General features: G+C 58.9%; 17 protein-coding genes and 1 pseudogene. 10 read left to right on the plus strand and 8 right to left on the minus strand.

Features of this window, described 5'->3' with window-relative positions:
- Nucleotides 1-600 precede the first annotated feature (600 nt).
- From DEIDE_RS14060 to DEIDE_RS14070, 3 genes are all read left to right on the plus strand, one after another.
- Nucleotides 601-933 carry a rhodanese-like domain-containing protein gene (locus DEIDE_RS14060; protein WP_041227709.1) on the plus strand — a complete coding sequence of 111 codons (333 nt, stop codon included), beginning with the start codon at nt 601-603 and terminating at the stop codon, nt 931-933.
- 1,414 nt (nt 934-2,347) lie between these two features.
- Complete coding sequence (locus DEIDE_RS14065) at nt 2,348-2,776, plus strand: DM13 domain-containing protein (RefSeq protein ID WP_162485650.1); 429 nt, start codon at nt 2,348-2,350, stop codon at nt 2,774-2,776.
- Between the two features lie 952 nt (nt 2,777-3,728).
- Nucleotides 3,729-4,142, plus strand: coding sequence for a M23 family metallopeptidase (locus tag DEIDE_RS14070; RefSeq protein WP_242402989.1), 414 nt, complete (start codon nt 3,729-3,731; stop codon nt 4,140-4,142).
- Nucleotides 4,143-4,475: 333 nt separating this feature from the next.
- On the opposite strand, the gene DEIDE_RS19170 is transcribed toward DEIDE_RS14070, so the two are convergent.
- Nucleotides 4,476-4,913: a hypothetical protein gene (locus DEIDE_RS19170; RefSeq protein ID WP_162485651.1), complete on the minus strand. Its 438-nt coding sequence runs from the start codon at nt 4,911-4,913 to the stop codon at nt 4,476-4,478.
- 138 nt (nt 4,914-5,051) lie between these two features.
- Between DEIDE_RS19170 and DEIDE_RS19175 the strand changes: the two genes are divergently transcribed.
- Together DEIDE_RS19175 and DEIDE_RS14085 are read left to right on the plus strand one after the other, a co-directional pair.
- Nucleotides 5,052-5,537, plus strand: coding sequence for a DUF3159 domain-containing protein (locus DEIDE_RS19175; RefSeq protein ID WP_041227712.1), 486 nt, complete (start codon nt 5,052-5,054; stop codon nt 5,535-5,537).
- A gap of 281 nt (nt 5,538-5,818) precedes the next feature.
- Nucleotides 5,819-6,589, plus strand: a complete 771-nt coding sequence (locus DEIDE_RS14085) for a GNAT family N-acetyltransferase (protein WP_012694643.1) — start codon at nt 5,819-5,821, stop codon at nt 6,587-6,589.
- A gap of 155 nt (nt 6,590-6,744) precedes the next feature.
- Here the strand turns inward: DEIDE_RS14085 and DEIDE_RS19180 are convergent, their stop codons facing one another.
- The 3 genes and pseudogenes from DEIDE_RS19180 to DEIDE_RS14100 form a co-directional block, all read right to left on the minus strand.
- Complete coding sequence (locus tag DEIDE_RS19180; protein WP_162485652.1) at nt 6,745-6,897, minus strand: hypothetical protein; 153 nt, start codon at nt 6,895-6,897, stop codon at nt 6,745-6,747.
- 942 nt (nt 6,898-7,839) lie between these two features.
- Nucleotides 7,840-8,493: a hypothetical protein gene (locus tag DEIDE_RS14095; protein WP_012694644.1), complete on the minus strand. Its 654-nt coding sequence runs from the start codon at nt 8,491-8,493 to the stop codon at nt 7,840-7,842.
- A gap of 364 nt (nt 8,494-8,857) precedes the next feature.
- Nucleotides 8,858-9,322 (minus strand): annotated as a pseudogene (locus DEIDE_RS14100) (transposase); the annotation flags it as partial.
- Here DEIDE_RS14100 and DEIDE_RS19185 point away from each other — a divergent pair.
- Entirely contained in the window at nt 9,273-9,482 is a 210-nt protein-coding gene (locus tag DEIDE_RS19185) for a hypothetical protein (RefSeq protein ID WP_041227717.1), read from the plus strand. The pseudogene DEIDE_RS14100 and the gene DEIDE_RS19185 overlap by 50 nt on opposite strands.
- 63 nt (nt 9,483-9,545) lie before the next feature.
- On the opposite strand, the gene DEIDE_RS18640 is transcribed toward DEIDE_RS19185, so the two are convergent.
- A complete protein-coding gene (locus DEIDE_RS18640) occupies nt 9,546-10,661 on the minus strand; it encodes an NAD(P)/FAD-dependent oxidoreductase (RefSeq protein ID WP_012694646.1) in 1,116 nt (371 codons plus the stop codon).
- Nucleotides 10,662-11,155: 494 nt separating this feature from the next.
- Here DEIDE_RS18640 and DEIDE_RS14110 point away from each other — a divergent pair, with 494 nt between their 5' ends.
- On the plus strand, nt 11,156-11,410 hold the full coding sequence (locus DEIDE_RS14110) for a hypothetical protein (protein WP_041227718.1): 255 nt from the start codon (nt 11,156-11,158) through the stop codon (nt 11,408-11,410).
- Here the strand turns inward: DEIDE_RS14110 and DEIDE_RS19630 are convergent.
- A complete protein-coding gene (locus DEIDE_RS19630) occupies nt 11,375-11,854 on the minus strand; it encodes a tyrosine-type recombinase/integrase (RefSeq protein WP_012694647.1) in 480 nt (159 codons plus the stop codon). The two genes, DEIDE_RS14110 and DEIDE_RS19630, sit on opposite strands and share 36 nt — an antisense overlap.
- A 325-nt stretch (nt 11,855-12,179) precedes the next feature.
- On the opposite strand from DEIDE_RS19630, the gene DEIDE_RS14115 reads away from it, so the two are divergent.
- Nucleotides 12,180-12,881, plus strand: coding sequence for a hypothetical protein (locus DEIDE_RS14115; protein WP_012694648.1), 702 nt, complete (start codon nt 12,180-12,182; stop codon nt 12,879-12,881).
- A 353-nt stretch (nt 12,882-13,234) separates the two neighbouring features.
- Here the strand turns inward: DEIDE_RS14115 and DEIDE_RS14120 are convergent, their stop codons facing one another.
- On the minus strand, nt 13,235-13,666 hold the full coding sequence (locus DEIDE_RS14120; protein WP_012694649.1) for a response regulator: 432 nt from the start codon (nt 13,664-13,666) through the stop codon (nt 13,235-13,237).
- A gap of 1,096 nt (nt 13,667-14,762) precedes the next feature.
- Nucleotides 14,763-14,990 (minus strand): hypothetical protein, encoded by a 228-nt coding sequence (locus DEIDE_RS14130; protein WP_162485653.1) that lies wholly within the window; start codon nt 14,988-14,990, stop codon nt 14,763-14,765.
- Nucleotides 14,991-15,415: 425 nt separating this feature from the next.
- On the opposite strand from DEIDE_RS14130, the gene DEIDE_RS14135 reads away from it, so the two are divergent.
- Entirely contained in the window at nt 15,416-15,949 is a 534-nt protein-coding gene (locus DEIDE_RS14135) for a hypothetical protein (protein ID WP_162485654.1), read from the plus strand.
- A 99-nt stretch (nt 15,950-16,048) separates the two neighbouring features.
- Nucleotides 16,049-16,504 carry a molybdopterin-dependent oxidoreductase gene (locus tag DEIDE_RS18160; protein ID WP_049760543.1) on the plus strand — a complete coding sequence of 152 codons (456 nt, stop codon included), beginning with the start codon at nt 16,049-16,051 and terminating at the stop codon, nt 16,502-16,504.
- The last annotated feature ends 430 nt before the right edge of the window (nt 16,505-16,934 follow it).

Raw genomic sequence — 16,934 nt, forward strand, 5'->3', positions numbered from 1 at the left:
GGAGCTTATTCTTGCGTCCGTACGCTGGAGGAAGTTTTAAAACCTGGATGACTGTTTGGTATCTGCACTTTTGCTTGGGAAAGATGGGGTCCACAGAGGATGACGTCACTCTGCTTTGCCAAGGGCACCCTGAAGGCGGAATCGCAGATACCATGGATGAGGTTCGTCAGGTCTGCTCACCCCTGGAACTTATGACTGCTGGTAGATCATCAGGAAGAGGTACTTCAAATGCCCTTCCTTCATGTAGCGCTTTTCCAACGTCACCGGTAACAGCAGAGAAGCTGAAGTCCAGAGCAGTGACTGTCCCGAGTCTCCTTCTGAACCCAAGCCGAGTAGGCTGCCCACCCACGGCCAGGCCCATGGCCAGATGGAACTTTCGAGAAGACGTGCGCTCAATCGCGGAACTTCGCGTTCAGGGCGCTGTATTCCAGCAGTGATACAACTCCCGTAGGCTCCATGCAGCCCTGGAGTATGCCTACCCTTGGGATAAACTGGTCGCGTCGGGGAAGTCTCTTTTCTTCGTTTGACGGGATTTCTGGAGCTCTACCGCCCGTGTCGTGGGCTCCAGGATGCCTGCCAGGGACCTATTGGAGGATCAACATGAAACGGCTGACACCCAAGGAGCTCAACACACTCAACAGCAGCCGGAAGGCGCCCGTCACTGTGGATGTGCGGAGCTCAGAAGAATTCGAGGCGGGTCATGTGGACGGTGCCTTGAACATCCCCATTACAGACCTTCCGCAGCGACTGGGAGAGCTTCCAAAAGACCGTCCGGTGGTCACGTATTGCAACATGTTCCACCCGGGAGCGTCGCGAGGCGAGAAAGCGGCGGCGCAGCTGCTGGAACTGGGGTTTGATGCTGGAGTGCTGGAGGGTGGATACCCCGCATGGAAGGATGCGGGTGCAGCTGACCCAGCGCCGGAAAACAAGTGAACGAAGCCGGAAAGGTCACAGTCGGTGAACGGCCGCCTGGGTGGGCGATACGATGCTTACCGTCATTGTCATCTTCCGGCGCCCCCATCTCCCCGAGATTGATTGAGCTGGTTGGACTTCAGGAAGGCATCGATCAGCAGTTGGCAATTGAAGGCGTCACACTGTCCGATACTCCTGATCCGGTTAGCTCGTTGGCGTCGAGCACACGCTCTTAGGGACACCCAGCCATGAAGTTTGAAGCTGAAAAAGTCACTCTGCGTGTCGAATCTTCACCTCGCATGCTCATCACCTGCTTTGGTAGGTTAACTGACATCTCGCAGTTTTTGAGAAGCTGTTTGGGACGGCCTTTTATTCCCAGGATGGGCTGTGAGGCTAAAAGAACAGCGTTCCAGACAGCTCTATTCTGATATGTTGCCATGCTTTTCAAGGAAGCGGCATCGTGCCTCTTTTAAAGTCTTCCTTGACTTGCTCTTGGATGGGCTTGGCGACCATTGCTGCAGCGGATGACCGTAAAATCCCCTTCAGCCATCAACCATTTTCTAAACAATACGAGTTGCAACACGCGGCACCTGTGATTGGTGAAGCGCCAGCATTCCTTAGCGACCTTCCGCGGATTCTGGCGGGTGTCGCCCCTCCAACGGCTGCGAGTGGATCTGCTTGTGGACCTGACCAGCCTGGAACAGAGCAGTAAGTTCAGTGTCCGGGACGCGCATCTGCTGGTGCTGTTCGTGTGTTATAGAGCGCTTTGCTTACCTTGGGCGTTTCAGGTCTGGCGCGGGAAAGGTACATCGTCACCCGCACAGCCGCCTCTGAAACTGCTGCGGATCACACCACACGATTTGCTTGATGGGAAACGTCGGCCTCGTCTGTATGCCGATGGAGGCTTTTAAATGACTTGCTTTATTCAGGGCATGTCGGACCAGAGCTTGAAATTCGTGATTGGTGTGCGGTTACCCGCCGCCTGGACTATGGGCGACAGGTGCGTGACCTGATGGTGCGAGGAGTCTGGTGCAACCCACGGGGCTGCACCAGACAAAAGAAACAGAACAGCGGTTCATGATGTCCAACCTCGACCTGAGCGGCATCTACCGGGCGCGTACCGGAAAACGGCGCTGGCGGATAGAAGCTTTTTTCAAAACGGTTAAAGGTTGGTTTGGCATCGCCAGTGTCCTCCTGATCCCGTGCTTGACGGTCTCCCCCATTCAGACCCTATGTAGCTTTCGATCTTGAATTACCTCCTGATTCCGCAAGCCATCGAGAAAAGTTTCAGAGGGTGAACCTCATGAGGGGAGGCCTAACCATCCGAACCCCACCATTCCGCATATACCCTGTCAGACCAGGATCATCACAAACGGCATGGCTGTCCTGCCAGCTGGAAAAAGCCAGTTTCATTACTGATCTGAGGGAGTTCGTCATGAAATCGAGGAAACAGATGGCCTTAGCGTTGTTCCTCTCCGTACCGCTCGTTGCTGCGGCACAAAGCGCGGTCCCCCTGAGCGGGATCATCGGCTGGACAGGCAGATTTACCAGTCTCACGCGTCCAACGAGCGGCACGGTGGTTGTGTTTCAGAATCGCGATGGGCGCACGCACCTGCTTCTGCACCGCTTCAAGACACAGAGCGATCAGAACCTGCAAGTCTGGCTGTATAAAAACGTTCCCAGGCGGGGGGATCAGAACCTTGCCCCCAGTGGCTCGGCCCTGAAACTCGGTGAATTGACCCAGTTTGGGGGTGACTTCGAGTTCGCTCTTCCCAGCGGCGTCGATATGCTCGCCGGATATAAAAGTGTTGTCATCTGGAACGACCAGGTGAAGAGGGTGTTTGGCGTGGCGCCGCTGGAGTGATGACCGCGGTACCAGGTTGGGTTGGGTGCTTGCTGGGCGCCAGAAGCTACCGCATGGGGTTGAGCAGGAGTGTTGTGCCGGCTCGGACGAAATCTTCCCGGTACCTGCACTTAGTGCAAATAGAGCACTTATCATCAGTCTGTCGCCTCAAGAGCGGCCACCAAGCAGTGTCCCCCTCCCCGTGAACACCTTCTGTGAACCGACATCAGCCCTGGCACCAATGCTGCGCGCCAAAAAGTGTTTCTCACTGTGCCTGTCGGTATGCCCACTCGAGTGGCCAGCGCGCCGGGGGCATACACCACTGCGGCATAAAGAGAATCCATTCAGCCACGACCAAACGCGGCAACGTGTCCACAGAAGGCTTGGAACGCTGCCGGGCAGGTCGCCGTGAGGCTAAGCGAAAGAGGAGGATCAAGGAGAGCATACCCGCCTCCCAAGAGAGCGGATGGGCCGAAGTTGTCGAGGAACACTTGAAGGCGTTGCAAAGCGTCAGTTCCGTGATATTCCGGGCGGACGAGGGGCGCGAGCGCGGCTTGTGTGCTGCCTCGTCGATCAGCTGTACTTTGACGTGTGAATGAGCGGAGGCAAAGGAAGGACATACTGGGGGGCTGCGGAACGTACCGGGGCGAGCCCTTGAAAGAGAATGAGTTCCACTTCCACCCGTGGCCGGGTTGCGCAGGAATCATTAACATCCCAATATGAGCCTGTGCCCTCATTGAACGACTTCAAGATGTCAGTAAAGGGGGTGCATGTACTCAGTCCCCTGGCGGTTCCCCTAGCCCTGTGTGTCATCCTCACCCTGACGCCAGCCACCGGGGCCAAAGACGCGTCAGTAATCTGCCCTCCTGAACCCAAAGAATCACCGGCCCGAGAGGCTGAGTGGAACCGCGCCCTGAAGAATCTGGCGGTCCTTGAGCGTTCGTTGCCTGCAGAGCCGGACGCAAGGCTGCTGATGCCTGTTGACGGTTTGCGGGTCCGTGATGTGGAAGACACCTGGGGAGCGCCCCGTGAAGGTGCGCGCGACCACGCCGGCCAGGATATCTTCGCACCACCTGGTACCTTTGTCCGGTCAGCGACACCGGGCGTGGTGTGGCGGATCGGCAACTCCACGAATGGCGGGAATTGGGTCTACGTGCTGGGTGCGGGCGGGCGGCGCTACTACTATGCCCATCTGGGAAGGGTGAACCGCGCTCTGCGTGAAGGGCAAAGCGTAAGTACCCGCACCATCCTGGGGACTGTAGGCAACAGTGGCAATGCTTCGGTCACGCCTGCCCATCTGCATTTTTCGGTGTTTACGGCCTACGAGCCAGACGCGAGCTGCCGGTTTCTGGCCATCAATCCGCTTCCACTGCTACGCGACCGTTAGAGCAATGGTGATACCGGCGACACCCTGTCAAGAAGCACGCACTGGGCACTTACTGTGGCAGATACGTGTGCGGGAAGAAGCGACTCGCTTACGCATGGCGCCGTGTACGACGCCGACCGCTCACGGCACGCTTGCGGAAGTGCATGTTCAATGGTCAGCCTCTCGACAAGGCAGCGGCATCAAAGGCGTCATGCAATACAGACTCAGCGATCGGATGGATCAGCGGAGTACCAGAAGTCGGTCAGGGTGCCTCCGAACCCGGTGGTGGGGGTGTGACCCAGATCAGTTCCCGGGCCAACGTCCACCCAGGACGTAGGGGCAAGGGTCAGCAGTTCAGCCCCCGACCGTTTCGGGGAATAGACTTTTCTTCGTCAGGCACAACGGCGGTGGACGTTGGAGCGTGACGCATACAGCACCTCCACCTTCTGTGTGCGCCTCGATTCCAAGTAAATTCAACTCAACGTTCTCTGACTCGCTTTGCTGGAAATACCAGCAGGCCAGCTTCAGGCATGAAATCCACGGCAGTTCCGCGATCGCAACTCGCGACACTTTGCCCTGATCACAGCAGTTTTGCTGCGCACCGACGCTCCGGTCATTTCTGCGCGGGAGTGCCGGGGTCTTCGTGCACAATGCACCGATGTACGTCACGCTGCGCAACACCCTGTCGAGCTTGGGCATCACGTTGGGCCTTCCCGTGATGGTATTGAGCCCCAACCTCTTCTGGACGCAGTTCAGCCTGGCCGACCACCTGGGTGAGGGTTCGGTGGGCATCACGCGAGCATATGTGCTGGCCATGCTGGTGCCCGTGGCGTACGGACTCTGGGATGCCCTGACGCGCCGTGACCGGTCGATTCTCGGGCTGTACGCCATGGGCAGGACCCTGATCGGCGGCGCGGCGGCTTCTGGTTTGTGGACGGCCTCTGGTACGCGTTCAAAACCGCAATGGATGTGTTCTTGCAGGCGCTGGTGTTCCTGGGGAGTGCGGTGTTTGGAAGGCCACTGCTTAAACCCCTCATCGTCGAAGGGCTCATCAAGCAGGTGCCGGCAGCGCAGCGTCACGCACTGCAAGAAGCCTTGGAGCACCGCGGTATGACACGCGCGTACTGGCTGAGCGGGGTGATCGCAGGCGTCTGGAAGCTGATGTTCGGCGGCCTCCGAATGCTTGTCGCGTACAGCGTTGTGACGGCCCCGTTCGGCACGGCGACGTTCAATGCGCAGGTGGCGGTCCTGATGACCGTGATGTACCTACCTGGTCTGCTTATGGGAGCGATTGTGCTCGCCCCGGCGATGCTGCTGGTAGACCGGACAGTGAAAAGAATCTACGGTCCGGACGTGACCTTGATGCGCTCGGAAGGGCTCCACAGTTTTGCGCGGAACCTGACCCCAGCCACCTGAACATATTCAGGTTCTGTGGTTCATTCACAAAAGTGCGCTGATTGAGGCCTGGCGTTGTCCCAGGGTGTTTAGATGGACCTCTCATAGAGTTGGAAGTCAATGAAAAGGCTTCCACAGCAGCACCTTTGGCACATAAGGCGTTTCATGTCAATCGATATTCAGCAGTAAGAGAAAGTGCTTATTCGGCTACACAGGGACTATTCTATCGTTCGTTTCGATGTAAGCCGTTTCGGCTTCAATACTTGATCTCGCTTCCCTTCGGTCTATAGGAGTATTCTACGATGCCGCAATACAACAAATCCGTGCTTGATTACTGGGGTAACATCTTTTGCAATTGTCACGCCATCTTCCGTGACGACACCTTCGCTATCTCTACCAACCAAAATCTGCAGCCTACTCGTCAACTTCAAATTCTTGAGCTGGCTGACGGTCAGGTGAGAGCTGCTGTTACGGCGGAGTTGGCAAATAGCCTTCAGCTTGGTCAAACACGAGACTGGTCGATCACCCGTTTTCGTCAACACCTCGTTGACCACGGCGTTTCGCTTCATGGCGCTGATTTCGTCTTTTATCAATCCTCTGTTTCTGAACAGGGAGACCCTGCTGTTACTTTCCCGTCTATTCGTCAGCTGCTTGACACCGACCGGGACGCCTTTACTCGCTTTGAAGCGGAAGCGTCACCACAGGATTTGGATGACGCCTACGTGGAGCTCGGTCACTGGGCGGTGTTCGGAGCATTCGACGATGACCGCCTGATCTGCGCGGCCAGCATGTATCCCTGGAATGACGCGCCACTTGCGGATCTCGGCGTCCTGACACTGCCGGAATTCCGGGGGAAGGGCTATGCCCAGGCTGTCGTGCGCGCCATCAGCGTCTACGCTCGGGCGCAGGGCTATGAACCTCAGTACCGATGCCAGACCGACCATGAGGCGTCGATCAAACTGGCCCGCGCGTCTGGATTTCATCTGTTCGGCACTTGGGAAGTGATCAGCTCTGAGGCTGCCGCTCCCTCTGAGCCGGAGCTCACGAAGGTGCAACAAGTGGCCCAAAGATGACGTCCTTCAGGGATGTCCATTTTGGTCGCCCCTGGACATACCCTGATCATTCCTAACCGACCCGTGCGAGACCTCATGGATGTCAGGGTGCTGGCGAACACGCGCAACTGGTTTTGCGACTTCGAACCATTTGTGGTGGCTGCCCAGTCCTTCAGTCAGGGGCGGGGACGCTCGAATCGTTTGAGGTCCTCCTCGATACCTTTCAGTCCAATCCTGGCGCGACGTTCGTTGATCCGCTGGGTATCCTCCAGCGGCTTCGGCGTCGCCTTGCCCTGCACGTCGTCAAACATCACCTGAGTTCCGTACACTTAAGCTTCCCCTGACCCGAGCGCACCCGGTCAGTGAGGTAGGCAAAGTTCTGTGCCTCGCGCAGCGTGCTCTGCTGCTGCCCGATCAAATCGAGGACGCACGCTTGCAGGGAAGGTGTATGGCCTGCATGCTGAGCCAGCAGCCAGACATTGAACGTCAACTGTGGCTCGCTGCGATTGGCGGTGGGTCACCTAAAGCGGCGCAGCACAGGTTCGAGCCACGCGGTGGACTCTGCATCCACGGTGAGCATGTCTCGTGGTCCTGGCTGCCCCAGTCGGCTGGCTTGCTCCACCAAACGGTTGGCCTGCTGAGCCAGGACGTCAATATGCGCGGCACGCAAAGGCGTATTGAGGGCGATCCGAGTAGTAAGCGCCTGACACACGGGGCGCAACATCACCGGTCGCTTTAAACCTGGAGGGCTACGACGTGAAGGCAGCTGGCCTGAAGCTGAGCAAGTTCCTCAGCCCAGACCCGCAGCAGCACGACGAGCATTGACGTTCCCCGCGTCCTCAATGGGGAGCGGCTGGACAGTTCGGCCGATTGTCTTCGTGGCCATGCCATAACGCTGCTTCCCACCCAGGCCAGGTAACCCAAAGTCAATCAAGTGGGCAGCCTGCTGACGTTCCGGTGTACTGATGGCCGCGTCTACTGCACCCTGTCTGGCGCACACGACGCAGATGGGCGGCGGCTTCAGACCTGATAAGGAGACTTTCGACACGCTCACCTTGCATCAGATAAGGGAAAGGAACCTGCGAAGTTGGCATGGTTGGGTACGTTTGATGGGCTGTGATGTGAACTGAGGGTTCTGCCTCGTGGCTGATGAAGCGGATGGACATGAGGTTCATTCGCTCATTTCATGCCCTTTGAATGGCTGCTTGCCCCGCCTCGGATCTCCTTGGATTCGGCGATACGGCGCAGAAGAACCGGCTGGTCCAGGGCACTTACATGTCTGCTGGTTGATCGGGATCGGCGGTGGTGCCTCTGGCGGCCTTGAACATCAGGCTCTGGGTATACGGTGAGGTCTGCCCCTGCATGAAGGCCATGGCGGTCCTGGCGTAAAAATCACGTGCGTCCTGCCAGGTCCGTCGTCCCATTGAAATGTCGTGTGCGAGGTTAAGCGCCAGCATGTTCATCTCTTCCTTGTCACAGCGCGCGGACATTTCGCCTTTGGTGCGCTCGACAATCACGCTGCCGTCGTAGTGGGCCAGATCGTCGTAGCGCTCCAGCGGCACCCGGTAGTCCACGAACTGCTCAAGCATGTCCTGGTGCGGCATGGGGAAGCGGTGCGGTACGGTATCCCGGTTGACGATGGTCCGTTTCCAGGGGCCGTGGTTGTGCCAGATGAGCATGCTTACGGTGAACTCGTGGGGTTGCCCGTACCTGGCGATCATTTTCATGGCCACTTCACGGGACGCCTGGGGCCAGGCGCGGATCACGCCGGCTGCATTGGACGCTAGAGGTCCGGCACCGCCCGCGAGCGCCGTTGCCTGAGCCGCACCGGCGGTGAGCAGCAGACCCCGAATGATGGTGCGGCGGCTGATGGAGGTTTCTTCCAGCTGGTCCTTCTGCTGATCAGACTCGTGAATTCCACACATGGGGATGCTCCTTGCAGGTGGAGGGGCCAATGAAAAGGGCAAAGGACAGCCAGATCACGGCAATCTCAGAGGGAAGGCAAAATGACCGGACGCTGGGCAATAATCCACCTCCTTCATTTGTGTGTTCTCGGTGTCGTGGTGTACCTGCCCAGGGGCGAAGACTGTCTTTGCTAGCAGGGCCACCTGAAGGAACGCTTGTGATGAGGCGAGACCGCATGTGAAGCGTTAATGCGAGCCACCTCGTCGTCACGACATACCGGCCTGCTTTGAAAACGCCTCATCTCACTGTTCACCTTTTGCCTTGGGAAGTGTGTTGCCCACACAACATGGCAACCACGCGTTTCTCGACACAAGCATGAGGACCTCAGCACCTGACACTTCGGGGAATTGACGTGTCAGTGTGCGGAAAGGGCGTTCTGAGCAGCTCAAGGCAATCCCAGAAGGCGTCGCCGCCCCACCGCACTGCCTGACTGAGGATCTGCCAACCGATCCGCATCAGACTCACCACGGCCCGACCCCGCCTGTCTTGCCCGCGTGGGTCTTCCTGCACGGTCTGCGCACAAACCCGGGCCATCCATGCCAGCGCGAGACACAGCAGTCCGAGCAGCCGAGAGATGCGCTCGGGAGCCGTCATGTGCGTCGATTCCAGATTTAGCCCGCGGGACTTCAACGCGGAGAATGCGCACTCAATGCCCCAGCGGAGACGGTACGTCCTCAAGACGTCCAGGACGGGCAAATCCGAAGCGACGATCACCCTGTCCCCCGCGGGGGACAGGGTGATGACCACCTGCATCCAGCAGCCATACACCCAGGTGCGCTCGAACAGGGTGATTGCGGTAGCGGACGTGTTTGACGCGCTGCGGAGTGAGCGGGCGTACCGCTTGGCACTGTCCCCGCAGGAGGCGTACCGTCTGGCGTACGCTCAGGCATTACCGCCCTGGATGTTGGACGCCCTGGTCCGTGAAGTTGGCCTACTCCACGTGGTGTGAGGTGTGCGCGGTGATACCGATCCTGAAGTTGATGCCGCGCTCCTATCGAACCGCGACCTTTGTTTAGGCGTGCCTGCCGCCAGTAATTGGCCGCAAATCGCGCGCCAAGCTTATCGTCTGCTGAAAAAGTGGTCGAACGTGAGAATTGCGCCGCTGATGGTAACGCCGACGCCAACTGTCCTCCGGAGCTCGCCCGTTCAGCCAAGACGTGAGTTCTTCCGCGAGCAGTTCGGCATGCGTCCCAGCGCAGTCCATTCCTACGCCTGACCATGGGTCCTGATGCACGCCTGCATCTCCCACCAGAGCCCATCCTGGTCCCGCCGGTACCCGCATCACGCTCGGCTCGGGGTACGACGCCAGCACGCGACTCACGTGATGTGCCTCGAGGAGCCGGTCCTTCACTCCCGGATGCCGCTCCAGCTGGTCCTTGAAGCGGTCCTCAATCCGCTCCCGAATCCAATGGAAATGCTCCGAGCCGACGGACAGCGCGTGACATGTGGTTCCCGCATCACTCGGGAAGACATAAGTAATTTCGTTTTCGAACAATGAGAATTCCGCAGCGTCAAGTGGACACCCATCCCATGATGGGTAGTTGTTGACATAGCGGTAGAACATACCGCGTACCGCCGGCGCACTTTCTTCAATTGGCGCCTGTACTGCGCGTGCAATGAACGAATGCCTTCCATCGGCACCAACCACGATGTTGGCCTGAACGTCGAAACTTTCGCCAGTTTCACTTACTAAGCGGGCACCCGTGACGCGTTCGTTTGTTTTGAGTAAGGCGCCAACACGGGTGCGTGGCAAAAACGTGACAGAGGGGAACGATTGTGCTCTGCGCACGAGAAGCGAATCCAGCGTGGCACGCCGAACACTTAAGCCATGACCGATATCCCCTGCGTCTTGTGGAGCTGAAGTGACAGGAGTCGGTGAACCCCCGAAGTAAAAGAGTTCACGCGTTAAAGGAGGAGCACCAGTGTTCAGCACGTCTGTGAGTACACCTAGCCGTTTGAGAATACGAACGAGGTGCGCACCTCGAAAAAAGTGCGTTGACGGCGTAGGGCTAGGGAATGACGCGCGATCCACAAGCAGGACCTTGTGGCCCGCTTCACCAAGAAATGTAGCGAGAGCTGCACCCGCTACACGCGCACCGACAATCAGAACCTCGTACGTATCATCCATGGCGGGCTCCCTCCAAAGGGCGCTGAGACCTCGTGTGTGTAGAAACGCTGGTTCCACCGTCCTCTCATGCCTGGGGCGAGATGCTTTGTTTCGCGAACATCTAGAAAATAATGTAAAACTTGACGTAGCCGTACGTGCCAGTATCAATTGTGCAGTGCAGGTGATTCCTGTGCACTTCATCGTCAAACAGGGCCCACAGGCGAGCGGCGGCCTCGTCGGTTCCGCCCCCCACGATGAGGCATTCTTTGACAAAGGCGCGCTAACCCGTAATGGTTCCGCCTTGCAGCTGCCCAGAGTGCGGCCTGGTCGGTGTTTGACCGTTCAGCTGTCATGCTGTCTCTTGTGAATGCTCGAGTGACAAGATGCTCAAACGCGGAGTTCGGTGAATGCTGTAGTTCCCATTCAGTATACTTAAAGCGTCAAATAATTAACGTAGCGGCCAACATTCGCTCAGACGCTGAGCACTCCCTGGAATCGAAGAACAGAACCGAGTCATGCGCAATACGCCTGACTTTAAGTCGTTGTACATGCCGTTCGACGCCCTCTTGTTTTTTGGTGATCTTGGGGACGGCGATTTGGTCGGGTCCATTGAGCAGCGTCACACCCGGATGAACATGCGCCTCGACCGGGGCTGGAACGCGCTGATCCGGATTCACCGCTGGACTGGGCGAGAAGGAAAGACCTCCTTGAGCGAAGTCACGTGGGTGGCCCTGTCACCCGCCGTGATGGAACGCTGGATTGTGCGCTGAACGTACGCCAATCACCAGCGCCCTGACCACCCTGGCCATGCATCGCACGGGCGGCGGAGAAGTAAGCGCCATCTGACCAATTGATGAGCTGGTCATCACACTCGCGTACTGGTATACATGTTTTGAGGACGTCGTGCGTTTCCCATCCGTGTGATCTGGTCCTCCCGGGCCGAACAGGCCCCGGTAAAGCCGGGTGGCTCGCGCGAGACTCGTACTCATCGCGAGAATTCGCGCTTTGCGTCCTTTGCCGGACCGGACGTGAATGCGCCGCGTACTTTCATCGAGATCATCCCACTCCAGGGCGTCACTTATGCGTAAGCCTGCATGCGCCGTGAGAAACAGGAGGAACTTCGCGTGCACGTCCGCTTTCTCCAGCACGTCTGCGAGGTCGTCCTCACTGTACGGCGGCCGTTTGATGATGCCAGGAGTGCGGTCTTTGGGCACGCGGGCGTCACGAAACGGGTCAGCTTAGGTGGCGCCGGCCCAGCGTAAGGCGCGGTAAAGACAACTGGCGGCAGCCACTTTGAGTTGTACGCCCGCGGGTTTGCGTCCTCCGGCGAGCATGGCGTTGATGTACCCCTGACCGTCATGCCGGTTGGGCCGGAGGAGGTTAATGGCCTGATCCGTGGCATACTCGATGAACGGCCATCAGCGGCGGCCGCGTTATTCATACACATGCCGCCAGTGCACAGGTTGAAACCGAAACCCAAGAAGGGTCCTCACCGGCGGCTTAACACAACCTTTACATAAAACCTCTAAGGTTCTCCACGTGACTTCAACCGCCCCCAGTTCCTTGACCGAATCCACCGGCTCTGCAAAACATTCCGTCCGCAGTCACCTGCTGCTTCCCTTCGTCGCGTACTTCCTGATGCTGGCGTCCACCAGCTTCATCGCGGGCGGCATCGTGCACCTGGGACTGGGAGAGAACACCACCTTCTACATGGCCCTCGCCGCTGTGGGCGTGGTGTGCTTCACCGCCGGGAATTACCTTCAGGAGTACGTCATCCGCAAAAACGAGCGCGGGACCGCCCTGGGCAAGTTCCTGCTGGTGTCGTTCGTGCTGTCCGTGGGCATAGGCATGATGACCGGAGGCGTTCAGCATTTCCTGGATAACCCCCCATACTCCACCATTCTGATCCCTAGCGGCCTGCTGCTGGCTGTGACGGCGTTCGCGATGCGTGAAGGCCTCACGTTGGGGCGCAAAGTCACGCAACTGATTTCAGGGACGCTGGCTGTGGCGGCGCTGCTGTTTGGCGGCCTCAGCGCGCTGTCCACATCGGTGAGCGCGCCCGCTGCCCATGGCCATGGCGCAGCAGCCGAGGAAGTCACCCCCAACGTGTCCGCCGCACAGCATTCCGCGGTAGACGCTCCGGAGACCGCAGCCACCCCTGTGGAAGCCGAGGAGGCAGCGCACCCGGTGACTGACGCAGCAGACGGACATGAGTCTGAAGACAGCCACGCCGGCCACTGACGCCGGCATTCGTTGAATGCACGACGCGGGGAGTTGAGCCTCCCCTTTCTTGGACGGTCTAGCATTATATTTCGACCATACCTGGGTTTATTTAAGAATGTACGTTTAAGGAGCAAGGATGCATCCCCGCATTCCTCCCCTCCCATCTGTCCTGATGTTCGAACTGAGCACTTCCCCTCTGCTCACCCCACTCCCTCTCTCCCGGCTCAGTTCGTCTGCAACCCTGCTTCTTCGTTCTAGCTCCTGCGCTTAGGTCTGAAGCTCTTGTTGAGCAATCCGCGGCCTTCCTGCACCTGACAGCAAGGAATCCGCCCGGACCGCATGAGCAACTGCAGATGCTTCAGCGACCTCAATCAGCTCAAGCAACCGCTCACGCTGTGCGCCACCCGGTTCGCCTGCCAGTACTGCAAAAACACTTCCACCTGCTCAAGAAAACCATCAAATTCCGAGGACTTCACCAGGTACGAACTCGCGTGCAAGCTGTACGCCCGTATGATGTCACTTTTTGCATTGGAGGTGGTGAGCATCACCACCGGAATCTTCTGCAGGCGTGGGTCACGCTTAAGTTCCGCGAGCAGCTGGAACCCGTTCATTTCAGGCATGTTGACGTCGAGGAGAATCACGTTCGGCTGGAAGGTTTCGTTCTGAAGGAGCTCGAGGGCTTCAGCGCCACTGGCAGAGGTCGTGAGGGAGCATTCTGGGCACACCTGCTCGAAGGCTTCTTCAGCGAGCAGCCGCTCGGTGGGGCTGTCGCCGATCAGAAGGTAGTTGCAGGGGGCGGGCATAGAGGCTGTGCATACGCTGTGCTGAAGCTTCTAGAAACCCTCAAGCTCGACCGTTCCTGGGGACAGCACACCAGCCGGTTACGCACGAACGCGCACGTCTGACGAGGGGCAAGCCGCGCGAGTCACATGGGGCAGTGCTGCCGTGATGGAACGACGATGGAACGACTACTGTGACGGGATGTCACGTGGTGTGAGCCGTGCCCTTCGACTCCTGGTGTTGGGAATCAATCTTCTGGTGCTGGCCTGGATAACGTGGTCGGGAGAGCTGACGCCACAGCTCGCGCTTCCGTTCCTGCTGATCTTCCTGGGTATTGCACTCTGGAGGATCCCCAGCGCCGGGAAGGCGTTCGTTGAAGGTAGGAAAGATTCTCTACCGCGACGGGAGGACTGACGGCATCCTGCTGACCTCCTGGGAGAGCACCAGGCAGCACGGCGTGGAATCCAATGCATACCCTAGGTGCCCGCGGTTATCCGGCCGGTGGACCCGGTGACGCTGGAGCCTGATCAGTCGTGCTGAGGCGTATGCAGGAGCACTCACGGGCGCTCCTCAAGGGTCCTGTGATGGCGCATCAGCATGCAGGTGTGCAGCAAGCACAGGTGCCAGCGTGTGCTTCGGAAATTTCGCTGACGACTGAGTGATGTCAGCTGGGGTTTCGTAAGCTTTGGCCCACGTTTGACCCCTATGAAAGGGTGAATCACTTACCCAGCACGGGTTGCCAGTGCTTGAGCCCTCTCAACAAGCGACAGCACCCGCGAAAGAAACACTTCCGCCAGTTCGGACCGCGTGAGGGACAGGGAGGGGTCGTACACATGCTCGTGATGGGGCCAGAGCGGGATGAGGAAGAAGGTGCGATAGGAAGAGAGGAAGAGGGAGGAAGAAGGAAAGAGACGTAAGGGGAGGAGGGTAGGAGTGAAAATAGGTACATTCTGACATCAACAAGCCATGCTGCACGCACAGTTTTACAAGCAAGCATTGACACCTGCAGGGCATCTACAAAAAAAGGGGTCTCAGCCGAAAAAAGGTGATTTCTGGGACCCCACCAAAGCGGAACCCTGACGAAACGAGGATCTGGAATTCCTATGTTGCTCACGCGCTTTATCCGCCCGCTCCCAGCGTCTCGCTGAGCACCGCCACCAATTCATCCATGCCGCACCTGGTCTGCTCCTCCAGATGTTCGCCACACAGCGCCGCTTTTGTGATGCGTTCATTCTCAGCAAAGGCCACTTCCGCGGCCCTTTCCAGGGTCGTCTCGTCTGCCGGCAGGTTCAACCGGTCCAGTGCGGCACGCAGGTCTTCCTGCGTGATTTCGAAAGCGGCGCTCATCGTTCGCTTCTCGGACTGATAGGGGGGGTGCGTGTCATACCGCCACTCTGACATGAGGAGCGCGGCCGCGTCCTCCACCACTCCTTCACCACGAGAACGTCCCCTCCCCCGCCAGGCCTGCCGACCGATGAAGTCACGACTGTCAATGAGCGTTTGCATGTCGGGCTTCCCGGCTGCGCTGTGATCACGCCAGAGAGGTTCAAGATGATGCAGCCAGCCATAGATGTGTTGTGCCAGTAAGCGCGCGACGCGGAGACAGTGGGCCGGGTGCAGGCAGCCAATACCATCGTCAGTGTGCCGGTAGGGGGCTCGGATTACGTTGAGTCATGCATCGACAATGGGTTCTGCCATGTTTTACCCTTTTCGTGATTTGCAGCGGCGCACTCGCGCAGCAGGGGCCTGCGGCGACGTCCAGCCTGCTGGGTGTGCCTTTGGCTCCCGGGGCCATTCGTATCACTGATGCGGCAGCCACCCGTGAGTTTGCGGGCCCGCTGAGAAACGTGGCCAGTTCGCAGTCAGCAGCGTGCACCACCAGTGAGTTTCTGGTCTGGGAAGGTGACGTAGGAGATCAGGTTTCGGGGAGCCTGGCCACTCAGCTCACCGCGCGTCAACTGACACTCAAAGTGCTGGAAGCGACGGATACGGAAGACAGCGCGTCGCTGTCATTTGTGCTGACAGGGCGGGAAGGACGTCATGCGGGCGTGATGTACGCAGGCAGCAACAGCGTGGTGCTGGGCTGGTGCCGTCTGGCCGCGCGGCCAACTGCGAGTGTTCCTTCAGGGCTCAAACCTGCCCAGGCGCCCAAACCCGCAGCTCTGGCCACCGCTAAGACCAGTGCGCCGCCGGTGGGGGACTACAGCTGCCTGAATGCTGACTCTTTGGTGTACGCATTCAAGCTCTCAATCCTGCCGGGAATGAAGTATCGGTGCAAAGCGGTAAGGTCGGGGCGTTTGCCATGACACAGGAAGGGCGCGGCATCACTTGGGCGAGCGGGACACGTCCCGCGGACAGCCATCATTCGTGACTTCCATCGCGTCACCACCTGAACTGCACCCCGTGTGCATTGGGAGGGCCGGCGGTTTGCGGACGTGTGGGCGGCATTTTTGACGGAACTCGCACAGCCGGACGTCACGCACGTGATGGTCCGCGCCCACGACGGCTACCAGGCGTGCGTCCCTCTGGAAGAATTGATGCACACCGACGTGCTTCTGGCCGACCACATGAACGGCAAACCGCTAACGCCGGCTCATGGGGCGCCCCTGCGGCTGATCGCGCCGCAATTGTACGGGTACAAGAGCATCAAGCACCTGCGGCGCCTGGAGTTGCTGCCTGCGCCGGTAGCCAGTCCTGTGGGGCGGATCGTCTCTCACCCGCGCGGCCGGGTGAACCCGGAAGAACGCAGCGCGGTCGGCGCTTCCCACTTCTGGCGGTGGGTGTACCGCATGCAGGTCGGCGGGCATCTTCGTGGGGCCCGCGCGCTTTCGGAACAGAATCGCCGTATCGTCCGGCCCTGAGCACGGTGCAGGCCGGCCCAGCGACATCAAACTCATCAAGCTGGTGCCTCATGGCCGGAAGGCCCTGAGCCTCGCTCCATCTCCGAACGGAGACGGAAGGCGGTGAGGGGGCCTCGGGTGTCGGGACCGGTGCGAGCTTTGCTACCCGGATCAACCGCCCCATTCAGGAGGTTCTCCACGACAGGAAAATAGCAGCGCATTCTTGTGATCCCTGTTCCTGCGCGGCTGGTGTGTGCCGTGCCTGCATGGACCATTGCACCCGCGGCATCATGGCTGCCAACAACGCTCTTTCCCCCTGGCTCAGCACGTAGCCTTTTGCTTCCCCGATCTCGACGATGTCCGCCTCGCAGAGTTCCTGCAGGCGATGGTTGAGTATGGTGGGTGACATACGGAAGGTCAGTGGGAACGCTCCGTTATGTCCGCTGTCACT

The organism is Deinococcus deserti VCD115 (assembly GCF_000020685.1).
GTDB classification, from domain to species: domain Bacteria; phylum Deinococcota; class Deinococci; order Deinococcales; family Deinococcaceae; genus Deinococcus; species Deinococcus deserti.